Origin of the sequence: Vibrio parahaemolyticus, from assembly GCF_900460535.1 — a bacterium.
In the GTDB taxonomy this organism is placed as follows: domain Bacteria; phylum Pseudomonadota; class Gammaproteobacteria; order Enterobacterales; family Vibrionaceae; genus Vibrio; species Vibrio parahaemolyticus.
In genome coordinates this window covers 1,304,281-1,327,278 of the sequence record NZ_UHIL01000002.1, presented here as the reverse complement: position 1 = coordinate 1,327,278, position 22,998 = coordinate 1,304,281, and the positions used below count along the sequence as shown (strand labels likewise).

25 protein-coding genes are annotated in these 22,998 nt (G+C 44.4%); 13 read left to right on the top strand and 12 right to left on the bottom strand.

Translation table 11 applies throughout. The features are described from left to right. Positions 1-153: 153 nt before the first annotated feature. The 3 genes from DYB02_RS23160 to pcp all read right to left on the bottom strand — a co-directional run bounded on the left by DYB02_RS23160 (position 154) and on the right by pcp (position 2,287). A complete protein-coding gene (locus tag DYB02_RS23160; protein WP_021487104.1) occupies positions 154-1,140 on the bottom strand; it encodes a CobW family GTP-binding protein in 987 nt (328 codons plus the stop codon). A 63-nt stretch (positions 1,141-1,203) separates the two neighbouring features. Then, on the bottom strand, positions 1,204-1,467 hold the full coding sequence (locus DYB02_RS23155; RefSeq protein ID WP_005462091.1) for a hypothetical protein: 264 nt from the start codon (positions 1,465-1,467) through the stop codon (positions 1,204-1,206). A gap of 181 nt (positions 1,468-1,648) precedes the next feature. Next, on the bottom strand, positions 1,649-2,287 hold the full coding sequence (pcp, locus tag DYB02_RS23150) for a pyroglutamyl-peptidase I (RefSeq protein ID WP_017448077.1): 639 nt from the start codon (positions 2,285-2,287) through the stop codon (positions 1,649-1,651). Positions 2,288-2,528: 241 nt separating this feature from the next. On the opposite strand from pcp, the gene DYB02_RS23145 reads away from it, so the two are divergent. The 3 genes from DYB02_RS23145 (at position 2,529) to DYB02_RS23135 (ending at position 5,125) form a co-directional block, all read left to right on the top strand. Further along, complete coding sequence (locus DYB02_RS23145; protein ID WP_005462100.1) at positions 2,529-2,777, top strand: hypothetical protein; 249 nt, start codon at positions 2,529-2,531, stop codon at positions 2,775-2,777. A gap of 480 nt (positions 2,778-3,257) precedes the next feature. Continuing rightward, entirely contained in the window at positions 3,258-4,481 is a 1,224-nt protein-coding gene (trpB, locus tag DYB02_RS23140) for a tryptophan synthase subunit beta (RefSeq protein ID WP_029806193.1), read from the top strand. 230 nt (positions 4,482-4,711) lie between these two features. Continuing rightward, positions 4,712-5,125: a VF530 family protein gene (locus DYB02_RS23135; RefSeq protein ID WP_005462112.1), complete on the top strand. Its 414-nt coding sequence runs from the start codon at positions 4,712-4,714 to the stop codon at positions 5,123-5,125. A 151-nt stretch (positions 5,126-5,276) separates the two neighbouring features. Here DYB02_RS23135 and DYB02_RS23130 read toward each other — a convergent pair whose 3' ends face one another. Both DYB02_RS23130 and DYB02_RS23125 read right to left on the bottom strand, forming a co-directional pair. Continuing rightward, positions 5,277-6,527: a DEAD/DEAH box helicase gene (locus DYB02_RS23130; protein ID WP_005462089.1), complete on the bottom strand. Its 1,251-nt coding sequence runs from the start codon at positions 6,525-6,527 to the stop codon at positions 5,277-5,279. Positions 6,528-6,796: 269 nt separating this feature from the next. Then, complete coding sequence (locus DYB02_RS23125) at positions 6,797-7,012, bottom strand: DUF3820 family protein (RefSeq protein WP_005375557.1); 216 nt, start codon at positions 7,010-7,012, stop codon at positions 6,797-6,799. Positions 7,013-7,185: 173 nt separating this feature from the next. Between DYB02_RS23125 and DYB02_RS23120 the strand changes: the two genes are divergently transcribed. Continuing rightward, on the top strand, positions 7,186-7,494 hold the full coding sequence (locus DYB02_RS23120; protein ID WP_017448075.1) for a cysteine-rich CWC family protein: 309 nt from the start codon (positions 7,186-7,188) through the stop codon (positions 7,492-7,494). A 41-nt stretch (positions 7,495-7,535) separates the two neighbouring features. On the opposite strand, the gene DYB02_RS23115 is transcribed toward DYB02_RS23120, so the two are convergent. Further along, the gene (locus tag DYB02_RS23115) at positions 7,536-7,880 is read right to left on the bottom strand and encodes a HopJ type III effector protein (protein WP_021451084.1); all 345 of its coding nucleotides are present in this window, start codon (positions 7,878-7,880) and stop codon (positions 7,536-7,538) included. Between the two features lie 211 nt (positions 7,881-8,091). On the opposite strand from DYB02_RS23115, the gene DYB02_RS23105 reads away from it, so the two are divergent. Then, positions 8,092-9,861 carry a choice-of-anchor I family protein gene (locus tag DYB02_RS23105; protein ID WP_029806195.1) on the top strand — a complete coding sequence of 590 codons (1,770 nt, stop codon included), beginning with the start codon at positions 8,092-8,094 and terminating at the stop codon, positions 9,859-9,861. A 170-nt stretch (positions 9,862-10,031) separates the two neighbouring features. Here DYB02_RS23105 and DYB02_RS23100 read toward each other — a convergent pair whose 3' ends face one another. Together DYB02_RS23100 and phhA are read right to left on the bottom strand one after the other, a co-directional pair. Beyond that, a complete protein-coding gene (locus DYB02_RS23100) occupies positions 10,032-10,370 on the bottom strand; it encodes a 4a-hydroxytetrahydrobiopterin dehydratase (RefSeq protein ID WP_005482617.1) in 339 nt (112 codons plus the stop codon). Further along, positions 10,360-11,154, bottom strand: a complete 795-nt coding sequence (gene phhA, locus DYB02_RS23095; protein WP_020835067.1) for a phenylalanine 4-monooxygenase — start codon at positions 11,152-11,154, stop codon at positions 10,360-10,362. The genes DYB02_RS23100 and phhA overlap by 11 nt, the downstream gene beginning before the upstream one ends. A gap of 221 nt (positions 11,155-11,375) precedes the next feature. On the opposite strand from phhA, the gene DYB02_RS23090 reads away from it, so the two are divergent. Next, positions 11,376-13,346 carry an acetoacetate--CoA ligase gene (locus DYB02_RS23090; protein WP_029853448.1) on the top strand — a complete coding sequence of 657 codons (1,971 nt, stop codon included), beginning with the start codon at positions 11,376-11,378 and terminating at the stop codon, positions 13,344-13,346. Between the two features lie 57 nt (positions 13,347-13,403). Here DYB02_RS23090 and DYB02_RS23085 read toward each other — a convergent pair whose 3' ends face one another. Next, on the bottom strand, positions 13,404-13,979 hold the full coding sequence (locus tag DYB02_RS23085) for a class I SAM-dependent DNA methyltransferase (protein ID WP_029806261.1): 576 nt from the start codon (positions 13,977-13,979) through the stop codon (positions 13,404-13,406). 225 nt (positions 13,980-14,204) lie between these two features. Between DYB02_RS23085 and DYB02_RS23080 the strand changes: the two genes are divergently transcribed. Next, complete coding sequence (locus DYB02_RS23080) at positions 14,205-15,083, top strand: LysR family transcriptional regulator (RefSeq protein WP_005461877.1); 879 nt, start codon at positions 14,205-14,207, stop codon at positions 15,081-15,083. A gap of 175 nt (positions 15,084-15,258) precedes the next feature. Continuing rightward, positions 15,259-16,155, top strand: coding sequence for a cation diffusion facilitator family transporter (locus DYB02_RS23075; RefSeq protein WP_005462012.1), 897 nt, complete (start codon positions 15,259-15,261; stop codon positions 16,153-16,155). Between the two features lie 106 nt (positions 16,156-16,261). Here DYB02_RS23075 and DYB02_RS26005 read toward each other — a convergent pair whose 3' ends face one another. Both DYB02_RS26005 and DYB02_RS25795 read right to left on the bottom strand, forming a co-directional pair. After that, positions 16,262-16,555, bottom strand: coding sequence for a hypothetical protein (locus DYB02_RS26005; RefSeq protein ID WP_050551424.1), 294 nt, complete (start codon positions 16,553-16,555; stop codon positions 16,262-16,264). A gap of 230 nt (positions 16,556-16,785) precedes the next feature. After that, positions 16,786-17,115: a hypothetical protein gene (locus DYB02_RS25795; RefSeq protein WP_017448068.1), complete on the bottom strand. Its 330-nt coding sequence runs from the start codon at positions 17,113-17,115 to the stop codon at positions 16,786-16,788. Positions 17,116-17,644: 529 nt separating this feature from the next. Here DYB02_RS25795 and DYB02_RS23060 point away from each other — a divergent pair. Next, on the top strand, positions 17,645-18,211 hold the full coding sequence (locus DYB02_RS23060; RefSeq protein ID WP_029804519.1) for a hypothetical protein: 567 nt from the start codon (positions 17,645-17,647) through the stop codon (positions 18,209-18,211). Between the two features lie 190 nt (positions 18,212-18,401). On the opposite strand, the gene yddG is transcribed toward DYB02_RS23060, so the two are convergent. Then, a complete protein-coding gene (gene yddG / locus DYB02_RS23055) occupies positions 18,402-19,304 on the bottom strand; it encodes an aromatic amino acid DMT transporter YddG (RefSeq protein ID WP_005482638.1) in 903 nt (300 codons plus the stop codon). 120 nt (positions 19,305-19,424) lie between these two features. Between yddG and DYB02_RS23050 the strand changes: the two genes are divergently transcribed. The 4 genes from DYB02_RS23050 to DYB02_RS23035 all read left to right on the top strand — a co-directional run bounded on the left by DYB02_RS23050 (position 19,425) and on the right by DYB02_RS23035 (position 22,967). Further along, the gene (locus tag DYB02_RS23050; RefSeq protein WP_005461930.1) at positions 19,425-19,580 is read left to right on the top strand and encodes a hypothetical protein; all 156 of its coding nucleotides are present in this window, start codon (positions 19,425-19,427) and stop codon (positions 19,578-19,580) included. Positions 19,581-19,592: 12 nt separating this feature from the next. After that, positions 19,593-20,243, top strand: coding sequence for an isoprenoid biosynthesis glyoxalase ElbB (gene elbB, locus DYB02_RS23045; protein ID WP_020842295.1), 651 nt, complete (start codon positions 19,593-19,595; stop codon positions 20,241-20,243). Positions 20,244-20,577: 334 nt separating this feature from the next. After that, complete coding sequence (gene yiaY / locus DYB02_RS23040) at positions 20,578-21,726, top strand: L-threonine dehydrogenase (RefSeq protein WP_005461954.1); 1,149 nt, start codon at positions 20,578-20,580, stop codon at positions 21,724-21,726. Between the two features lie 164 nt (positions 21,727-21,890). Further along, complete coding sequence (locus DYB02_RS23035) at positions 21,891-22,967, top strand: PQQ-dependent sugar dehydrogenase (RefSeq protein ID WP_029804520.1); 1,077 nt, start codon at positions 21,891-21,893, stop codon at positions 22,965-22,967. Positions 22,968-22,998: the final 31 nt, after the last annotated feature.

Here is a 22,998-nt window from a genome sequence, read left to right as displayed (position 1 = left end):
TAGCTTTAAAAATTTAGCCGTGCACTATACCCGAATTTGAGTGATTTATCTCACTTTTCTCACTGAAACTCGATAAAAGAAAAAACGGTGAACACTGCCATGCAGTCGATTCACCGTTTCATTCCAACATTTGCGCGAAGAATGACGAATGCCCTATCCTTCAATACCCGCAAGTTGCAGTAATATTTGCTCTAGTTCATCCCAAGGAAGAAGCTGAGAATCAATCACTTCAAGTCGTGATTCAAACCCTTCTAAGCTGATTTCGTTGACCGATACCACGCGATTTGCCACGTTAAATGCGTAACACCCTTGATTGGTGTTGACTACCGCTTTCACACGTTCGGCGGTTAGGTCAGACAACATCGAGAACAGCTTATCAAAATCGAACTTGTATTCAGCGCCAAATAGCCAGCCACAACTGAAATAGCCCTGCCCTTTGTTCTCTTTACGGATGAAAGCTTCACCCGGTGGTAACTGAAACTGAGGCTCTTGGTGTGCATGCTCATGGTGATGCGTTTCGATATGAGAAGAAGCACTGCCGTGTACGCGTTCAATATCCAGAACTTCAATCGGCAGCTCGCCGTTGTGAATCAACTTACTGAACACTTTAGCTGGCGTTTGATCGGTAACCCAATCGTTGAACACATCAATATCATGGCTTGAACAGAGATCGACTTTGCTGCCAATCACCACATCGGCACTGTCTAGCTGATCAACAAAGTTTTGATTAGACGTGTATTTTTCATCGCTCAAGTTACGAGGGTCGACTAACGCGATGGTCGCCTTTAAATCAACGTATGGCAGATATTGCTCTGATGTCAGCGTCGCAATCACTTGTTTTGGATGACCAAGGCCTGTTGGTTCAATCAACAAACGATCTGGTTTTTGGCGCAATAATGCCGTAATACCAACAGACATAGGAACGCCTGCGGTACAGCACATGCAACCGCCCGGCACTTCTTTAATCAACGCACCTTGGTCGGTCATTAATGCACCATCGATGCCAATCTCACCAAACTCATTGACCAACACCGCCCAATTTTCATTTTCAGGTTTGTTCTTTAAAAGATTTAAAATCGTGGTCGTTTTACCGACACCCAAAAATCCGGTCAGTATGTTGGTAGGTACTCGATTTGACATGTTTTTCTCCGACACAGTCGTGCATTAGTGCTGGGGCAAAGTATACGGAGAATGTGACTTGCTTCAACGCTTTTTATCACGCTCGCTTATGTCTTGATTTAATGTATGACGGTTTGAGTTTTGAGAATAGTCAGAATGACTTACCGCCTCTGCACGTTTCACATTCGACAGGTACATACTGGTGTGAATGACACAGGTAAAGAATGCGATAATCGCGACTAAGATTGGAAGGATTCCGAGCGTGTTTTCGAATTTAAGCGCAGCGATAGCCAAAGCGAAAACAACGACAGAGATAAGTGCAATAGCCTTACTTTTGTTGCTTTTCATGATAACTCGCCTTTTTTGAGAGTAAGCCCCTGACACCTCCTGTGACAAGGGCACCGAACGAAAGTCATACACCTTCAATCCGACACTCTAATGCTACTCCTTTCGAAGCAAGCAAAATTTGAGCAAGTTAACATTTGGCAGAACATACGCTTAGTAACTTATTAGTTATTTCAGTAGCTTACTAACAAATTTGTCCACCACTCACCACAACATCGCTTTCGTGATCAATGACAACTTGTGCCACCAACTTTAGGCCAGCCACGATCATATCGAGGCTCATTGACGGGTGATTGCCATCCGTCGCTTGCTCAGGCAACAACGGAATATGCACAAATCCATGCCGAATCGATTTGTCCCTCAGATAATGCTGCACACCATAAAACAGGTGGTTGCACACAAAAGTCCCCGCGCTATTAGAAACCTGACAAGGGATGCCACTCTCATGCAACGTTTGAGCAATACGCTTGATTGGCAAAGATGAAAAATACGCATCCGGGCCATGTTCGATGATGGGCTCATCGATTGGCTGATTGCCACCGTTGTCTGGAATTCGGAAGTCATCCACATTAATTGCAACGCGTTCGGGCGTTATTGCCGCTCTACCCGCGGCCTGACCAACGGTAATAACACAATCTGGTTGATGCGCTTCAATCGCATCAATCACAGCACTGATGGACTCAAAACGCGTCACAGGCACCTGACAAGTAACAATGATGCCACCGTCAAGACTTGTTTCTTCTAGCCTTTTCACAGCCTCCAACGCCGGATTTATTGCATCACCACCAAACGGTTCAAAACCAGTAATCAAAACCTTTTTCATCGCAACCTTCAAAAAGAAATTGTTTCGCCGATTATTGCATCGCCTCTTTCACTCTCCAACCATAAAGTCAGCTTGCAACCAAGCCACATTGTTTTGTGTGAATCCACTCTAACCTGTGCCCCCCAACAATAAGTGAATCAACGCAGAACCGACCATAACTCAGCGGGAACTTGGTTTCTGTGCCTAACTTATGTAGAGTACGCGACCACAAAATATCGGCAGTTCAAAGAGATCGAATACCATGAACATTGATAACCACGTCATTGAAAGTCTTGAAGAGTTAGAAGCTTTTCTGCATTTAGTCGAGAGCGGTGCATTAGGTTTGGAAGGGGTAACTGGCGTTGCACTAGCGACAACAAACACTGACGGCCGTCCTTTTGTTGCAGTTTTAGGCGACAAACACCAACTTTTGTTGGGCCGTTGGGTTTCACAACATGTTTACGACAACGGTAAAGACATCGTTAGAAACGGCTCAGCACGTAAACACTGATTTCTGCGCATCCACGTGTGCTAAAAAGAGATAAGCTTGCTGTTATTTAGCAAGCTTTTTTTATAACTAAAACCCTCTAAATAACTTTAATCCCAGAAACAAGAAAGCTCCCTAACCCATTGTTCAAAAATAAAAAATAAGCTTTTGAGTTAATTCAAGAGTTGTGACATTTCGCTGACATAACATGGCTTGAAATCCCTAACATCTGCCAACGGAAGCGAATCTAACTTTCGTTTTCAGACACCATCGCAGAGTACACTTCCTTGTACTCTGTTTGTCCCGAAAGACCCTTGTGACAGCCTAGAGTCTTTCGGGACCTTTTTTGTTCCTCTTACTCACATTTTCCTCCAGACAAGACCAATCTCGTACTATTTAACTAGTTCACGATAGCAGCATCACGATTTAAGCAACTGATCACACAACCTATTTGAGAATTTGGGTATAAAAGTATCAATACTCTCATTTACTAGGACGTAACTAATGAAAAATTCTTTCGACCACAACATGCCCAACAATGAAGGATATTTTGGCGAATATGGTGGCAGCTTTGTCCCGCCAGAGCTTGAGCAAATCATGCGAGATATTAACGCCGCTTATGAAGAATGTTGCCAAGATCCAGAGTTCAAAGACGAGTTAGCTCGCCTTTATAAACACTTTGTCGGTCGACCTAGCCCTATTTTTCATGCCGCGAATCTATCTAAGAAATACGGTGCCGACATTTATCTAAAGCGAGAAGACTTGAACCATACTGGCGCTCACAAAATTAACCATTGTTTAGGTGAAGCCATCCTTGCGAAGAAAATGGGCAAAAAGAAACTGATTGCGGAAACTGGTGCTGGCCAGCATGGCGTGGCATTGGCGACTGCTGCCGCTTTGGTTGGCTTAGAATGTGACATTTACATGGGCGAAATCGATATCGCCAAAGAGCATCCGAACGTTGTCCGTATGAGGATCCTTGGTGCTAACGTGATTCCTGCCACGCACGGACGTAAAACGCTGAAAGAAGCCGTTGATGCTGCCTTTGAAGCGTACCTCAAAGATCCAGAAACTCAGCTTTATGCCATTGGTTCCGTGGTTGGCCCTCACCCATTCCCTAAAATGGTTCGCGATTTCCAATCCATCATCGGGAACGAAGCGCGAGTTCAGTTCAAAGAAATGACGGGCAAATTGCCGAACAATCTTGTCGCGTGTGTGGGTGGCGGCTCAAATGCCATGGGGTTGTTTAGCGCATTTTTAGAAGATGAAAACGTCGCGATCCACGGCGTCGAGCCTGCTGGACGATCTTTGGACAAAGTGGGTGAACACGCAGCCACCCTAATGCTTGGCGAGCCAGGCATCATGCACGGGTTTAAGTCTTACATGCTTAAAGATGAACAAGGCGAACCACAAGAGGTACACTCCGTCGCCAGTGGCTTGGATTACCCATCGGTAGGTCCACAGCACAGTTATTTAAAAGACATAGGACGCGTGAACTATGGTTCAATCAACGATGACGAAGCGATAGACGCCTTCTTTGAGTTGTCTCGTGAAGAAGGGATTATTCCGGCTATCGAATCTTCCCACGCAGTCGCATACGCAATCAAACTGGCACAACAAGGTGAAACAGGCTCGATTCTTGTCAACCTTTCAGGTCGAGGCGACAAAGACATCGATTTTGTGGTTGAAAACTACGGAGCAAAATACGGCATTGAGTCGCTTATCTAACTGGCAGCCACTGAGCTGAGTTACGTTTAATCGCAACGCGCAGACAAAAGCAACGCCACCTAAAACAAGGTGGCTTTGTAGTTTTCTCTCAATTTACCTTTGCTTTAGTGGTTTAACTACGCTGCCTAGGCCTTCTGGCGTTTCTATTCAAACCATCGCTGCCTAACTATAGATATCTCTATAATGTATACTTTGCTAAACTCCGCCCTTTGATGAGTAAGGCCCCTAAAATGATGACTGACGAAGAAAGAATCGAACTGCAACAAAACAACCCACTGCACGGGTTAAAGCTAGAGACTATGTTGCAAGAGTTGGTAGATTTTTATGGCTGGGACATTCTAGATACAGCCATGCGTTTTAATTGCTTTAATACCAAGCCTTCGATTGCAAGTAGCGTGAAGTATTTAAAGAAAACTGAATGGGCGAGAGAAAAATTAGAAAACTTTTATCTTTATCGCTTTAAGCGCATGCCACGAGCGAGTGAAGAAGAATACAATTTGCCACCAAGAGCCCGTACTTTCCCTCACGGTCTTGAGCCTAAAGAGCCAATGCCGCTAACCGTTGATTCTATTCTCAATTCACAAGCGAAAGCAGCATCCTCATTTAAAAAACGCTCATCTCGTGGCCGTCCGACACGTCGCTAGTATACTTACTTGGAAAACAATAGAGCCCTACTGACAGATCCAGTAAGGCTCTACTATTGTTCTTTAAAAGGGTTAACGGCAGCGAGTGGCCAACTGGTTCATCTCTGCCCAAGAAACTCTCGTAATTCGACTAACTTGTAGATTACGTCTTCTACTGATTACGCTTTTTCTTCTTTTTACCCGTTCCTGCTGGCTTTGCGCGCGGCTTCATCGGTAAAAAGTAGGCCTCACTTTGGTCGTCTTCCACTTCAAAGCCTTCTACCTGCTCGCGTTCAAGCTGGAACTTATTTTTCTTTTCTATCACTTTAAAGTGGTGGTAGTCATCGTAATCGATAAGAGATAGACCTAGACCCACTTCCCCCGCACGGCCACTGCGTCCAATGCGATGCATATAATCGGCAGGACTACGCGGAAGATCGAAGTTAATCACCACTGGCAATTTTTCAATATCGAGACCGCGCGCTGCGATATCGGTAGCAATCAGTACTTGAATCTCACCAGACTTAAAACCATCAAGAACGCGAGTACGAGCGCCTTGCCCTTTATCGCCATGAAAAACTTCGGCAGTGATGCCGCGTTTTGACAGTTTCTGAGCTAGGTGGTTACAGGCATTCTTAGCATTCACAAAAATTAAAGTCTGGCGCCATTGATGCTGTTTGATTAGATGTGCGAGTACCGCCGTCTTTTCACCTTTATTGACACTAAACACGCGCTGCACCAAAGTGCTGGCTTCTGCACTCTGTAACTGAACTTCAACGGGATCGTTAAGTAAGTGCTGAGCCAACGCTGTGACTTTCTCAGGGAAAGTAGCAGAAAATAGCAGTGTCTGTTTCTTCTCTGGCAGTAAGGCAAGAATCTTATTGAGCTCTTCGGTAAATCCTAAACTCAACATACGGTCGGCTTCATCGAGCACGAGCGTTTTTACTTGGTCTAACTTAATCGCATTACTCGATACCAGATCAAGTAGTCGTCCCGGCGTTGCAACAATGATGTCGCAGCCACCACGCAACGCCAGCATTTGCGGGTTCACGGATACGCCACCAAATACGGCAACCGTTTTGATCTTATCTCTAAGATGGTATGAGTAAGATTTTACGTTGTAAGCCACCTGCGACGCCAGCTCACGAGTAGGAACCAAAATCAGATGAGAAACGAAGTTACCACGACGATCATTTGATTCACCTTGCTGAAGAATTTTCTGCAGAATTGGCAGCGAGAAAGCGGCGGTTTTACCTGAGCCCGTATTGGCTCCGCCTATCATATCCCTGCCATCAAGCACATGAGGAATAGCATGAGATTGAATAGGTGTTGGTTGGTTATATTCTAACGCTTCTAGTCGCTCGACTAAGGTTGGAATCAGGCCAAGATCGGCAAATGTCGCTTGCTGTGTTTTGTCTGTCATTACGATGAGAGGCTCAGTACTGGGTAAAGGCCGAGTATCTTATGCTATTTAGCGCGAGGATGTTAGCGATAATGCGCGAAACAGAGGTGGTTTGGAGCAGCGCTATAAAGGTCAGGAATGCTCTTTGCCTAATATTCGTGAATCCCCTCATGATAAACCATCATTTATGAGCTCATTGGCGATTCACTTTAAAGAAAAAAGAGTCAGGCAGTCTGACTCTTTAGAAGTAAAACACACTGTATCGTGGGAAATAGGGTTACAGAGGCAGGTTACATCCTTTTCAAAGGTTTCACGACGCTGTCTAGCCCTTCAATTTTTAACGCTAAACACAGCTTTAATAGGTCACCTAACTCGCCGCTCGGCCAGCCCTTTTTATCAAACCACAGCAAATATTCCTCAGGTAAATCAATAAGTACTCTGCCTGCATATTTGCCAAATGGCATTTGCATTCTTGCCAGTTTAATCAGGTTTTCTTTTTCTAACATAAATGAAGCGCGGTTAAGACATCTCACGCAAGAGTACCACCAGCGGTGCTCCCTCACCAGTTAAAGGACCAAATAAGGCAAGAAGCTCAACGACCGTTAGGGCGGTTTATTTTGACGGCTTTGAGGTGCTTTGTGCTAGAGTACGCGACATTAAAAATTAGAACGAGAATGCAATGAAGTCACCGTGTAGAGCAGCCTGTAAAAATAACGCTGGAATTTGTTCTGGCTGTCACCGAACGATGGATGAAATCATCCAGTGGAAAGACAAAACCGAACTCCAACGTGAAACCATTATCGAGCAAATCACCGGAGAAGATTCCACCCACCGCTGTCCTGAATGCGATTCGCAAGCTCACTGCGATATTGCAGCAGGAAAAGAAACGTGTTGGTGTTTTGGCATTGAGCCTCGTGACTTGCCTAAACCGGAGTCCGATCAGCTTTGTTTATGCCGCAAGTGTTTAGAAAAAAAGCCAGTCGCATAATACGACTGGCTTCTTCATGTAACGCGATTCTAAAATGATAACTATTTTGCGGTAAGCGCAGAAGTCTCAAATTGAATGCCTTCCCACCCCGTCACCATGAAATTGCGGATATTTTGGTGATCGTTGTTTTCTGGGTGAAGCAGTACGTCCTCGCGGTAGAAACGACCAAAACACGCCAACGTCGCTTCTTTATCGAGAGCGTTCAATAAGCCGAATGCAAAAATTTTGCACGAACCGTTGTTTTCATTCGCGTCATTTTGCGTATTGCCATTCGTAAATGCAGCGGGCGTAAAATCGTAATTGTCTTCAATCACCGCCATCGTCGTTTCAAATTCAATCTTTTCAGGTGACGATGCCAGCGCATCAAGAAATTGTTGTAGTTCCATTTTCATTCCAAATCCTAATGCCATCGCAATCTCGCCAATGACACATTTGTTTCATAAAAAGCCCATATAAGAGTAATAAATCATACATATATTCAGAGCCTTACCAAATCACACGTCAATCAATGTTCTATTATCGTCCACTGCAGTGAATGAATAGATATCTGAAAATCATGCATTGAGCGACAGTATATCGGATTGATAAGGAGATATCATGACCACCCCACTTAAGGCAATAGGTGCAATGGCGTTATCGACGCTCGTCATCGCGTGTTCATCGCAACAGAACGATGTTATCGCATCTTTCAGTGCACAATGTAAGCCGATCAGTTCACCCGCTGTTGGGGAAACCTCAATCCAAGGTTTGACGTTTGTTGGGTCATCTATCGCCGATGCGCCGTTTGATACTTCTGCCGCAGAAATCGTGAACTATGATGCGTGCACGGACAAACTCTACGTGGTCAATGCTCAAGCCAAACGTGTGGATGTGTTGTCGCTTAACGAAAGCAGTGCGCCTTCACAAACCGATTTTATTGACCTAACCGATGCGGGCACTTCCGCAGGGATTGAAATCGGCGCGGCCAACAGTGTTGCTGTATTTAATGGCTTAGTCGCCGTCGCGATTGAAAACAATAATAAGCAGGAAGATGGCTTGATCGCGCTGTATCGCTCGGATGATCTTTCTCTAATCACCACTTTCAAAACCGGTGCGCTGCCAGATATGGTTGGTTTTTCTAAAGATGGTCGTTACATTGCCACCGCAAACGAAGGCGAACCGAACTCCGATTACAGTATCGACCCCGAAGGTAGCGTGACGTTGGTCGATTTGAGCAAAGGTATTAACAATGCTGACGTTACGCAAATTGGCTTTGGCGAGTTTGATGGAGTACGCTCAGATGAATTGCCAAAAGCGGTGCGTATTTCCGGCCCTAATGCCTCAATTGCTCAAGACCTTGAACCGGAATACCTGACGTTTGCCGACAACGGGAAAATTTATGTCGCCTTGCAGGAAAATAACGCAATGGCGATTATTGATCCACAAAGCCAATCGGTAGAAAAAATTGTCGCTTTAGGGGAAAAGTCTTGGTCAAATTCAAAGCTGGACGCCTCAAATAAAGATAAGATCATCGGCAATTTGAAAAGCTATCCGCAGCTGGTTGGCTTGTACATGCCCGACACGCTAGACAGTTACTCTGTCAACGGCCAAACCTACATTGTTTCAGCCAACGAAGGGGATGGTCGCGAATATGGTTTTAAAACCACTCAAGCTGAATGTGATCAAGCAGGGTTCAAGTGGGATGAAGATGACTATCAAGGTACGCCAGATTACACCAATGTCAAAGGCTCCTGTTTGAGCCATATCGACGAAGTCCGTGGCAAAAAACTCAAAGTTACGACCGACCACTCTCTTGCAGAAGCTCTGAAAGACAACAAACAGCTAGCTAGACTCAAAGTTATCAAACCAAACCACACATTAAACGCAGAAGAAAACGTTCAAGCATTTGGCGCGCGTTCATTCTCAATTTGGAATGAAAATGGTGAGCTAGTTTTTGATAGTGGGGACGACTTCGCAACGGTTGCCCTCTTGAACGAAGGCAAATACTTCAACAGCACAAACGACAGCAACAGTAGCGGTGATGACAGAAGTGATGATAAAGGCATCGAGCCAGAAGCCATCGAAGTAGCGAAAATCAATGGGCGATACTACGCATTTATCGGTTTAGAGCGCCAAGGCGGTATTATGGTTTACGACATCACCGAGCCAAAACAAGCGCAGTTCTTGCATTATGTAAACCACCGCGATTACACCCAACCAGTATGTACGTTGGTAGAAGACGGTGAGTGCGCAAATGACACTTACAATCCTAAAGCGGGCGATCTAGCGCCCGAGTCAATCAACTACTTTGCTCGTAACGGACAACATTTTATTGCCGTCGGTAACGAGGTATCGGGCACAACCTCAGTTTTTCGTATCGAACTCTAAAAACAGTAGTATCTCTAAGTGTCTACAACTGTGGCGCTAAAACCGTGGCCATAAAACAGAAGTGCTAAATAGGAAACGCCCGAATATCAGTTCGGGCGTTTTTTATTCACGGTCAAGTGTGTTAATGCTTTTCAGAGCATGAATAGCAAACAACGGCTGTCCATTCGTGTTTATTCGCTCAACACCAACGCATCACACTTAGACGCACAGATGAAATCGTTCTTATGCAAACCTTTAATGGAATGGCTCCACCAAGTCACGGTGACTTTGCCCCACTCAAGCAAAATTGACGGGTGATGAAATTCTTCTTCTGCCAATTCCGCAATCTTGTTGCTGAACGCCCATGCTTGTTTAAAGTTCTTAAACTTATAGACCTTCTCAAGTTGCGGAATGTCGTCCCTTTCAATGAGATGCCAATCGGACAGCTGCAGCAATAGAGATTGCTGTTCTTCTTTCGTCAGGGCAATAGCATCAAAGCTACAAGCTTCGCATTTTTGTTCATTCAGCATGAGCAGGTTCCTTAGGTTCAAAAAGTGGTGGAAGCAATCCAGCTTCTATCGCTAGATCCGCTTGTTTCAATAAATTCAGTTGGCTAATTTGGAAAAGCTGGGAGAAATCATCAATCACATAATATTTAGGCTGCATGATATCGATGCGATATGGTGTTCTTAATACCGTTTGTAGGTCAAAGGACTCACGAATTGCACTTTCGCTTTCCAATGCGTAGATGGTTTCTCCTGGGGAAGAGAGTATACCGCCGCCATAGATTTTGGTTTTCGTGCCTTCTTTCACTAAACCAAATTCAACGGTAAACCAGTAAAGACGAGCCAAGTAAGCTCTCTGTTTTGGTGTTGCCGCTTGTCCGAGCTGACCATAATGTTCCGTAAACGCAGCAAACTCTGGATGCGTGAGCATGGCACAATGGCCGAAAATTTCGTGGAAAAAATCCGGCTCTTGTAAATAATCGAACTCTTCTCGGGTTCTTAGGAAAGTCGCGACTGGAAAACGTTTGTTACCCAACAAATTAAAAAATCGGTCGAAATCGATCAGAGCAGGCACAGGCTCAACCTGCCATCCTGTTGTTTCCATTAAGACTCGATTGATTTCCGGCAACTGAGGCACGCGATCCTGAGGTAAGTTCAGCAGTTCCAAACCACGTAGATAAGCATCACACGCACGCTCTTTGATCACGCTCATTTGTCTCGTGACAAGGTCACTCCAAATGGCATCTTCTTCGTGGCTCCATTCTACCCTTCCATCCTGGCTAACGGGCTTTGAACGATATTGAGTCATGACCCATCTCCATTAACAAATCCTTTACATTAAGCCTATCTGGAGTCTTAAGAGCTTCCAATCCCTGATCGATTTTCTCAATCAAAGTTTGATGTAACATATTGTTTACATCAAACCGTAACATCATGATTTATAAAACAACAAGCTTTGAAGCAGGAGTTTGACTTTATTGGCATTCCCCCTCAGACTGAAACTGTTATCACTTTGTTACAGAGGGACCTATGCGCGAGAGCAACAAAGTATGGCAACCGAGCGAAAGTCGTATCGCAGAAGCCAATATTACTCAGTTTATCGAACACATTAATCGACAAGGGTTTGACCTAAAAAACTACGCAGACCTGCACCAATGGTCTTTGGATCATAACGAGCAGTTTTGGCAAGAGGTCTGGCTTTTTTGCGATGTAATAGGTAATGCAGGTGAGACAGTAAAAAGCCAAGCCGAGAGCAAATGGCAACAACCAGTACTCAATCGCGATTTATGTTGGTTTCCTGACGCTCATATTAACTACGCAGAAAACTTATTGAGCTTTGCTTATCAAAAACCACATGAGCTCGCCATCTGGTTTGAAAATGAGCGTGACGAACGACAGACCTATACGTGGCAACAGCTGTGTGATGAAGTCTCGAGTGTTCAACAGTGGCTTAGGGATTGTGGCATCAAACAAGGCGATGTTGTTGCTGGTTACTTACCGCACCTTCCTCAAACCGCCATCGCGATGTTGGCAACCACCAGCTTAGGTGCGACATGGACGTCAACCTCGCCAGATTTTGGCGTAGAAAGTGTGCTGGAACGTTTTGGACAGGTAAAACCAAAAATTTTGTTCACTTGTGATGGCTACACATTCAATGGCAAAACTTTCGACATGGCGGAAAAAAACCAACATATATCCGATCATCTCGATGGCCTCAAACAAGTATGCCAAATCAGCTATCTCAAGCCTCACATCTTTGAATGTGATGTTTGTACCCAAGATTGGCAAAACGTGCTTAATCAATACTCACCTGAGCCCCTCACCTACACTCGCGTTAACTTCAATGACCCACTCTTTGTGTTGTATTCATCCGGTACGACAGGTAAACCCAAATGCATCGTGCACTCGGTCGGAGGCACCATTCTGAATCACGTCAAAGAGCATCAACTGCACTGCGATATTCAACCGAACGATCGAGTTTTTTACTACACGACCTGTGGTTGGATGATGTGGAATTGGCACGTTTCCGCCCTTGCAAGCGGAGCCTGCTTAGTCATTTTTGACGGTAGCCCTGTTTATCCTTCTCACAAGGTGCTGTGGAACCTTGCTCAAAATGCTGACGTGACCTTGTTTGGTACGTCGGCTAAATATCTAGAAGCGATTGAAAAAGCACAATTCTCACCGAAAAGAGCCGATGCTTTCCCCGCACTCAAGACGATTTGCTCAACTGGCTCTGTACTTTATCCTGAGCAATTCGATTACGTTTACGAGCACTTAAAGGAAGACGTACATTTAGCGTCCATTGCTGGGGGCACAGATATTTGCGGATGCTTTGTATTAGGCAATCCGATATCACCAGTCTATCGAGGAGAATGTCAATCCGCAGGCTTAGGCGTTGATGTGCAAGTATTTAATCCACAAGGTCACAGTGTCGTAGGTGAACGAGGTGAGCTGGTTTGCACCAATTCACTGCCAAATTTTCCTTCTGGGTTCTGGCGTGATTCAGGCGAGCGTTACCATCGCGCTTACTGGGATAAGTTCGATAATGTTTGGCATCATGGCGACGATGTAGAAAAAAGTGAGGTTGGCGGTTTTGTCTTTTATGGCCGTAGTGACACCACTCTTAATCCAGGTGGCGTCAGAATTGGTACCGCAGAAATTTACCAACAGGTGAATGCTATTGATGGCATTGTCGACTCCATCGCAGTTGGGAAAGAAGTGGATCGAAATGAACAGATCTGGCTTTTTGTTCAATTAGAAAGCCAAGATGAGTTGGATGATGAGTTAATCGGCAGCATTAAAGCGCAGCTGAAATCGGCCTGTTCACCACGCCATGTGCCGAGTGCCATTTTCGCCATCAGCGATATTCCGAAAACGCGATCAGGCAAACTGGTAGAACTTGCCGTCAAGCAAGTTGTCAATGGTCGACAAGTTGAAAACTTAGGCGCAATTGCCAATCCAGAGATACTACAAGAGATTCAAACCGCGATATCAGCTTAGATTCCACCCACAAAAAAGCGAGCACCTTGGCTCGCTTTTTTTAATCTTTTTGGTAAGTTAACGGCGACCAACGCCCATCAATACCGACATGGTTTGTCCATCAGAGGTGATATCGAACACTTTTTTCGCTCCAACATCGACAAAACCAGCGTTGCTCAATGCATTCTCGGAGCGGCTTAAGGTGAAACCGTCTTGCTCGGATTCTGCAACCCAATCAAAATGAACGAAGTAACCACCTTCATTTAGCAACGAATGAGCAATGTCTAACGACGATTCCACATCATCGACAAAAGCAAGGACAGAAGACGCAACCACAAGATCAAATTGTCCGCGGAAAGCAGGATGTTGCGCCACTAAACCTCGTGATAATGCATCTACGACTGGCTCAACGTTGAGTAACTCTTTCTTGTCGAGCTCTTCAATCATGGCTTCAGACGCATCTAACGCCACAATATCCTTAACAATGGGTGACAACAATTGGCTTAATTGTCCGGTGCCGCATCCAAAATCTAAAACTTTAATGCCATCAAGCTGAGTTAGCTGTTGTAACTGTGCAAACACCGACTGCGCAAATTGCTCTGTTGCTGGGTTCGATTCCCAGTTCTTTGCTAAGCCGTCCCAATCTTGTGCCATCGTGGCCTCCATGTTCACTTCTTATAGCCCACATATCACTATGTGACGTCAAAATGCAGTTGGCGCATTTTGAAATTAATAGACTATAGGGTACCGCAAAACCGCTAAAAGACCATAGACTTATCTGGCGAATTACTATTTTTTTCGATAATCTTTCACAGCTTTGGGAGCACATCTCTATCGTGCCCTACTTTATTGCAAATTCTTAATTGGTTGTGTCAAATCATGAACTTAACTCAGGTAGAAGCTTTCTGCACTATCGCAGAGTGTGGCTCAGTATCCGAAGCTGCGCGGCAGTTAGACTGTAACCGCACCAAACTCAGCATGTCGATCAAGGCATTAGAAAAAGAGCTCGATGTTGAGTTGTTCACAAGAACAGGAAACCAACTGACGCTTTCGGAAGCGGGAAAAGCGATTTACAAAGATTGCGAGTATTTATTGGTCACAGCTCAACGAATCAGAAAAACATGCGCGCAAATCTCCGAAGGCTTCAACGCCGAAGTCTGGGTGGCGCGTGATGACTCATTGCCAGACGATTTGTGGCAAGAACTGTCTCACCGACTCAACAATCGATTCCCTTCTACAACGTTTAACCTCATCTTGGCCTCTAGTGGTGACTTGGCTAACTTAGTCAGTACTCATCAAGTCGATTTTGCATTCGGTGTCGACTATGAACGCATCGATGACCCGCACATTGTTTACAAACCGCTGGGGAAAATCCGAATGATGTCGGTGTGTAGCGTTGATCATCGCTTAAGTAAGATGCGTCGCGTATCCGATGAAGATCTACGCAGCCAAATGCAGGCTTTGATGGTTTACCTCAACGAGAAAGACAACCCAGGCTTACAGCCGTTCTCAACTCGATACATTGGCTTCTCAAGTTTCGATTACATGCTCAACACCATTTTGGAAGAAGACGCATGGGGTGTATTGCCAGAGCCGCTCATTCGCCACTACTTGCGCCAACAAAAACTTGCCGTCATCAAACACACTTACGGTTTGACTCAAGAAGACTACTGTATGTTTGCCCCAAACGGTCAGATTGAACACCCAGCAATGACTTGGTTAGCAGATAAGTTAAGCGAATATTTATTTGACTTCTAAATAAAAGGCAGTGACTGTCAATATATTTGACACCAAAGAGTTATATTAAGTCATTGTATTTAAAGAAAAATAACAAAACGGTCGCTTTCTCGTTTAATTTCCACTCAGTTTGTAGTTGCCTAAAATGCCTCAGAAGAGAAGAATAGTAAGGTATTAAAACCAAAAGGCATCTTTTATGTGTGACAGGACAAGCAAAAACGAAAACCGTATTCTAACCATTTCAGCCCTTTTAGCTTCTGGGTTTGCAGCTGGTGGTATGGTACTTGGCTTGCTTGTTGGGTCGATTGTCATCGTTTTTGACGGTGTTTACTCGCTAGTCAGTTTACTGTTAACTTTATTGTCACTGGCGGCATCTTCCTACATCAGCAAGCCATCAAAATCTGTATTTCCATTTGGTAAAGCGGTACTCGAACCTATCGTTATTGCGATTAAAGCGGCCGTGATTCTTGTTGTTGTGTGTTTTTCGCTTTACTCAGCGATCTCTGCATTGATGACGGGTGGTCGTGAGGTTGATACCTCAATCGCGACTATCTTTGGTCTCGTGAACGTTATCGGTTGTGGTTACGCTTGGTGGTTTATGGCGAAAAAAAGTCGTCGTTTCTCATCAGGTCTGATCGATGCGGAGAAAAAACAATGGCAAATGGATACGCTATTAAGCGTGGCAGTTACTGTTGGTTTTATCGCTGCATGGCTAGTATCTCTTACCCCATTCGCGCATTACGCAGTCTACGCGGACCCAATGATGATGCTACTTATGGGCTTCTACTTCCTAAAAGTACCATTTGATATGTTGTGTGGCGCATTACGTGAGTTACTAATGATGACACCAAGCAAAGAGCTTTGTCAGGTTGTTGGTAACGACGTTTTAGAAATTGAAAAAGTATCTGACCATCAGTTAAAACTGGCTGGCATTACGAAGGTTGGTCAAGAGCTTCGCGTGAACATTGATCTACACGTTGATGATGACATGATTGAACTCGACACTCTTGAACAAACTCGAAAACAGCTAACCACGCGTCTGTCGAAGCACAGATTCAAACTGCAGCTGAACTTAAACGTAGCGAATTGTTAGAACACGAAATAAAAGTCAGGTATTTCTATCATAAAGCACCTAAATTGAGTGTTCAGTCTTTACGAAAATAAAAAACCGCCAGTAACGGCGGTTTTTTCTTTGTGTTTCAAGCTAGATCTTTGAAGTCTACTCGACCAATTGAGCGGTTTACGTACTGGAAAATGCTCATTGGAGCAGATGTTTTGTCTAGGTGGCTCGGAATGTTCGCTGCTCGATAGCTAACATCGTCCTTAAAACCATACTTTTCCACCAATTCGTTGTCTATAAGCCGATGAATGAGAGCAATAGCCACATGTATACTGAGCCCTGTTCTCTGTGAAATATCATCTGCATTGAGCCCAAAGTGCTTACCCTCATATATACGACCTCGTACCAGTTCGTGATATAGATTCATAGCCATGCTTTTCAAAGTCTTTCTATTTAATAAACCAAGCATACATAACCTTTTCTTAGCTACGTCAAAATGTCACATATTCAGTTTTCTTCTCAACCCTCAAATCAAGCCTGTCTCGGGCGCTCGGGATTACTCCAAATTTTTAGTAAACATCCAATACAGCCTTGATGGTTGAAAACGCAATGACAGTGCAAAACGACAAAACCGCCTTTTGGGGCGGTTTTAAAAAGTGTTGGTTAAGCCAGTCCTTTAAAATCAACTCGGCCAATTGCACGTTTTACATAATCGGTAATAATACTTGGCGGAGAGGTGTCATCTAGATAAATTGGCACGTTCACCGCTCGGTAGCAAACGACATCAACAAGCTCATACTCCTCCACCAATCCTGTCGCTATAAGTCTATGAATCAGATTGAGGGTTGAGAATAGATTAAGCCCTGTTGTTTTGCATAAGTCTTCTGCATTTAGTCCGAAACGGTTGCCTTCATATAGCCTGCCAAATACCAGTTCTTTGTATAGATTAAAGGCTCTTTTTTTTAAAGCTTTTCGTTTAAAGAAGCCAAACATATCTACTCCTTTTGTTGTTAAGTCAAAACTTTAAGGGATGGCGATTATCAATGCGACTTAATATGCAAACTTTGACATATATCACTTTTTTAATTTGCACATAATAGAAAAATTTGGTCGTGTGGAGAACGCAGTTTATTTGCATTTTTACTCGACATTAAAATTCTAAACTTCTAGAATAATGGTAATAAAAACGTGCAATAGATCACTGTTTTAGATAGAAAAAACGTGAAAAATCCTGCGCTGTCAGTTGGCCGTTATCGGAATGCTCACCCATCCGATTAACGCTAACCATAATAAGAAATTGACTCCCAATATCTGTAAGTAATACTGGCTCTGTAAACATTTTAAAAAAAGTTTAAAAGGGGTGAGTATGAAGATTGCGGGAGTCAACACTCCGCCAACACAGCCCGATGAATTAATTAAAGTATCTGAGGGAGGTCACTTTGTTACACCTCATCAAATTAAGTGTTCGCGTCACGTTTATTAAACGACGTTGTGCTACTAGCGAGTGAAAAGGAACAGAACAATGATCATAAACTACGCCCTGACAACTGCTCCTTATTCAAATGATATTGAATCATGTATCAATGTAATGACAGCGAGTATGTTTGCTCTTGTCGACCAAGGAGAAGAGACCGAAGTCGCTACGTGTGACTTTTACATCGTAGATTTATCCAGAGCCTCGAGTACTATCAGCTGTCATAAATTATTGAACATAAACGCCAGCATTGCCCACTTTATCCAAATTCTTGATGATGATTACTTGCTAAAAGAAAGCATCGCAAAACGTAACGAAACCATGCGTTGGGGTGTCTGTCCAGAACCAGATCGCCTCATTGTGATTCACGAACTAAAGGTAAAGAAAGAGCATCGAGGAAATAAGTATTCCAAAGCCTTAATTGAGGACTTTATTGAACGCTTTACATCGATTTACGACATCATTGGTCTAAAGGCTCTTCCTTTAGAAGATCGCTCAGAGGAAAGCGTAGAAGCGCTTAAAAGCTATTACTCAAAGATAGGCTTTAAGGACGTTGGTATTGATGATTTGATGCTCTGGCCAGCGTTAGAAGAACCAAACTGGAACGAAGCCTAAGTTAGACATCGCATCTCATGATGCTACTTACCTTCCCACACCTATCTCAGCTTGGTGACTGATGCTTGCTCTTGGAAAATGATTGGTGACATGTTCGATAACACGATGACGGCTCAAGCAGGCCTCCATCAACACCGACAAGAACCAGAGAAGCCACAAACCAGTCATTAATCACTCAGATAATGAGGGTTTAACCAGCAGCTTCTCGCTTCTCTTTTGTTACCAACCAACACAAGAGTGACCCAACTGTCACCATAACAACACCTTGCCAGAAACTATTGCTCAACGTAACACCAAGGATAAGCGACGAAAACAGCGCAGAGAAAATCGGCGTGAAGTAAGACAAAGTCGCCAAAAAGACCATGTTCCCGCCAACAATGGCGATGTTCCATAAGCCATAACCACCCGCCATCAACGCTGCCGATGCAAACAGATACCCAAGAGCTGACCATGAGAACGTCATTGTAGGCTCATCCGCAAATGCGTACTTAACCCAAAGCGAAACCGCAGTTGCGATAAAAAACAACGTGATCGCATTGTGCTTCGATTGTTGTCGCTGTGTGAGATTACAATAAACCGCCCAAATCACCGCGCCAGTGAACGCCATGAAGTATACCAGCGGATTGCTGCTTACGTTCGAGATGATTTGTGTCGGGGATAAACCGTTATCGCCGCTCACTGTCCAAGCCACACCAATAAACGCGAGGGTTACTGCTGGATACAACAGCCAATTTGGCTTTTTGTTGCTACCCAACACTGCAAACAACACCGTCAGTGCGGGCCATAAATAGTTGACGATAGATACCTCAATCGCTTGAGCTCGCGAATTGGAATACCCAAGAGCAAGCGCAAGAAAGATCTCATAGCAAACAAACATTGCGCCGCCAACTATCAGATACTTCGGAGAAAAGTAAGACAACTTTGGGATGCCCACCACAATCAATAAAAAGATTGAACTTAGCGAATACAACATCGCCGCCCCACCTACTGGCCCTAAACTTTCGGTTACGAGCCTTGCAATACCCAGTAAGCAACTCCAAGAGAGGATGGCAATGCAGCCATAAAGTGTGAAGCGAAATTGCACGGATTTCATGTGACCTACTACTCACGAATGCCAAAGGAAACTTCAGCTTAACTCAAAAATGATCCGCTTCAACGTACTGTTTTATAAATTTCAGTATAAAAATGATTCTGTTATGCGTTTGGAGTCGATATGAAACACTTTCTACCATCGAGCGTCATGCTGACACCTTTTGTGGTCCGCTACTATGATGAAGAAGAAGACGATCAAGAAATCGTCGAAACTAAGGCAAATGCTCAATCTCAATCCCCAAATATAAAAGAGCAACAAACGGAAATATCAGACTAAAGGAATCTTAAAATGAAAAAAGTCGCAGTTATTTTGAGTGGCTCAGGAGTTTATGATGGATCAGAGTTACATGAAGCCGTTCTAGCCCTGCACGCCATCGAAAAAGCCGGTGCTTCTTGGCATTGCTTCGCTCCAAACATTGATCAATTACACGTCATCAATCATCTCACTGGCGAAGAAATGGATGAGCCACGCAACGTGCTCGTTGAAGCGGCACGCATCGCACGTGGAAACATTGAGGATGTGGCTAGACTGAACGTTGAAGACTTTGATGCGCTATTGTTACCAGGTGGCTTTGGTGCAGCAAAAAATCTGACTGACTTTGCCGTTTCTGGTGCGGAATGCTCGATTAATACACACGTTGCACAAGCTTGCCGTGCGTTCGCAAATGCTAACAAGCCTGCCGGTTACCTCTGCATTGCCCCTGTAATTATTCCTATGATTTACGAACATGGCGTAAAAGGCACAATAGGTAATGATGACGCAACCGCAGCCGCGTTTCACCAAATGGGTGGAGAGCACGTTGAATGTAACGTAGATGAGTATGTGTTTGACGAGAAACACAATGTGCTTTCTACGCCAGCTTACATGTTAGCGCAGAATATCTCACAAGCAGCTTCAGGAATCGATAAATTGGTATCAAAATTGGTCGAAATCGCCTAATTACTGATAGATAACTTAAAACTCAATTTTAAATCCCCATTGATAGATCGAATATCAATGGGGATTTTTTATACTTTAGTCTAATTGAGATATAAATCATCATCAGATTTCAATTTTTACCAATCGTTTGCGTTAATAGTTGCATATTTGGGCTACGTTGTATTTGTGTTGCACCTTCACACTGTGCAACAAGATCGCTGTCACAGTTTCTTCCTTTAAAGTACCCCTAAATGGGTAAACTTGCTCTGGATCAATTTCGTTCTAGAAAGGGGTGTGCGACAGTTAAATGGCAAATTATGAAAGATTATTAATAATAACAACGGAGCAATCCAATATGACAAGTGCATTTTTTATCCCTACGGTAAACCTAATGGGCGCTGGCTGCCTAAAAGACGCAGCAAACAGCATCCAATCTCAAGGCTTTAAGAAAGGTTTGATCGTTACGGATAAGATCCTTAACCAAATCGGCGTAGTAAAACAGGTTCAAGATCTTCTTACTGAACGCGGCGTAGCAACCGTTGTGTTCGATGGCACTCAACCAAACCCTACAATCACCAACGTTAATGATGGCTTAGCTCTTCTAAAAGAGAACGAATGTGACTTCGTAATTTCACTTGGTGGTGGCTCACCACACGATTGTGCAAAAGGCATCGCACTGGTTGCATCTAACGGCGGAAAAATCGGCGATTACGAAGGCGTGGATCAATCAGCAAAACCAATGCTGCCACTAATCGCAATCAACACCACAGCAGGTACTGCATCTGAAATGACCCGTTTCTGCATCATCACTGATGAAGAGCGTCACATTAAGATGGCAATCGTTGATAAACACACAACGCCTCTTATCTCTGTAAACGATCCAGAATTAATGCTTGCTAAGCCAGCGTCTTTGACGGCGGCAACAGGCATGGACGCGCTAACTCACGCGATTGAAGCGTACGTATCTATCGCGGCAACACCAATTACTGACGCTGTTGCAATCAAAGCGATCGAGTTAATTCAAGCGCACCTACGCACCGCAGTGAAAAACGGCGAAAACCTAGAAGCTCGTGAGCAAATGGCATACGCACAGTTCATGGCTGGCATGGCGTTTAACAACGCATCTCTAGGTTACGTTCACGCTATGGCGCACCAGCTAGGTGGTTTCTACGACCTACCACACGGTGTATGTAACGCAATCTTGCTTCCTCACGTACAACGCTACAACGCGCAAGTATGTCCAGAGCGTCTACGTGATGTCGCAAAAGCGATGGGTGTGGATGTAGAAGGTATGTCGGCAGAGCAAGGTGCTGCGGCAGCGATCGACGCTATCGTTGCGCTAGCAAAAGACGTTGGTATTCCAGCTGGTATTAAAGAGCTTGGTGCGAAGCTAGAAGATATCCCAACACTAGCAGACAACGCATTAAAAGACGCGTGTGGTTTCACTAACCCGAAACAAGCAACTCACGAAGAGATTTCTGCAATCTTCGAAGCGGCAATGTAATCGCAGAAAGACAGATTCATCTCTAACACCTTAACTCAATCCCCGATCTGGTATCGGGGATTTTTTATATTCATACACCGCTCGTTGTAGCTTGTCATCATTTGGGGATCTCGCCATTTAGTGTTAGCTTTTAAGCATCCACGCACTTCAACATGGAAGGACCCATGAGAAATGTAACCATCTCCCTGCTCGCTTGTTTATCTTTTTCACTTCATGCTGCGCAATACCAAACTGATGAGGTTGCCAATGGGTTTCAAGTCCCTTGGGGCATTGAATTTATCGATTCGCAACGCGTAGTCGTGAACGAGAAAAATGGCACCATTTCATTGCTCAATGTGATGACTGGTCAACGCCAGAAAATCCATACTGTTCAGAACGTTAACACCAGTGGACAAGCCGGTTTACTGGATGTCGCACTCGCCCCAAATACCGATAAGAAAAATCCACAGTTGTATTTCACCTACAGCAAACGGACCAAGAAAGGAAACACCGTCGCACTTGCCACCGCAACGCTAAATGGCGAGCAACTAACAGTCTGGAAAGATCTCTTCATCGCCGATGCCATCACCGATACTGGCCGACATTTTGGCAGTCGAATCGCGTTTATTGATGGCAAGATCTACTTCACGATTGGCGATCGCGGTGAACGAGACAACGGTCAAAATACTCAAACACACGCGGGCTCAATACTACGCTTGAATTTAGACGGCTCGGTGCCAACAGATAACCCTTTTACTTCCTCCAAGGCAAAGCCTGAAATCTGGAGTTTCGGGCATCGCAATCCACAAGGTTTGTTCTACGACAAAGAGACAGATCAACTTTGGTCGATTGAACATGGGCCGCGTGGAGGTGACGAAATTAACCTAATTAGAAAAGGGGCGAACTACGGTTGGGCAAGAGTCTCACAAGGGAAAGAATATTGGGGCCCACTTGATGTGGGTGAAGCGAAATCACTGCCAGGAATGGAAGACCCCAAATTGGTTTATATTCCCTCTATCGCTCCAAGCAATATGGTGCTCTATCGCGGGGATAAATACTCCGAACTTGACGGCAAAATATTAGTTGGAGCGTTAAAGCTCACTCATATCAATGTCGTCAGCATTAACGATGGCAAGCTCACAGAATCGCAACGCTTACTGGAAAAGCTTGGAGAACGAATCAGAGATATAACGATAAGCCCCGATGGCTATATCTACTTTTCGACCGACAGCGGCAAAATCTTCCGCTTAACCGAGCAATAAGAACTGTGCAGCGCTTTTTCGATTTGTGATG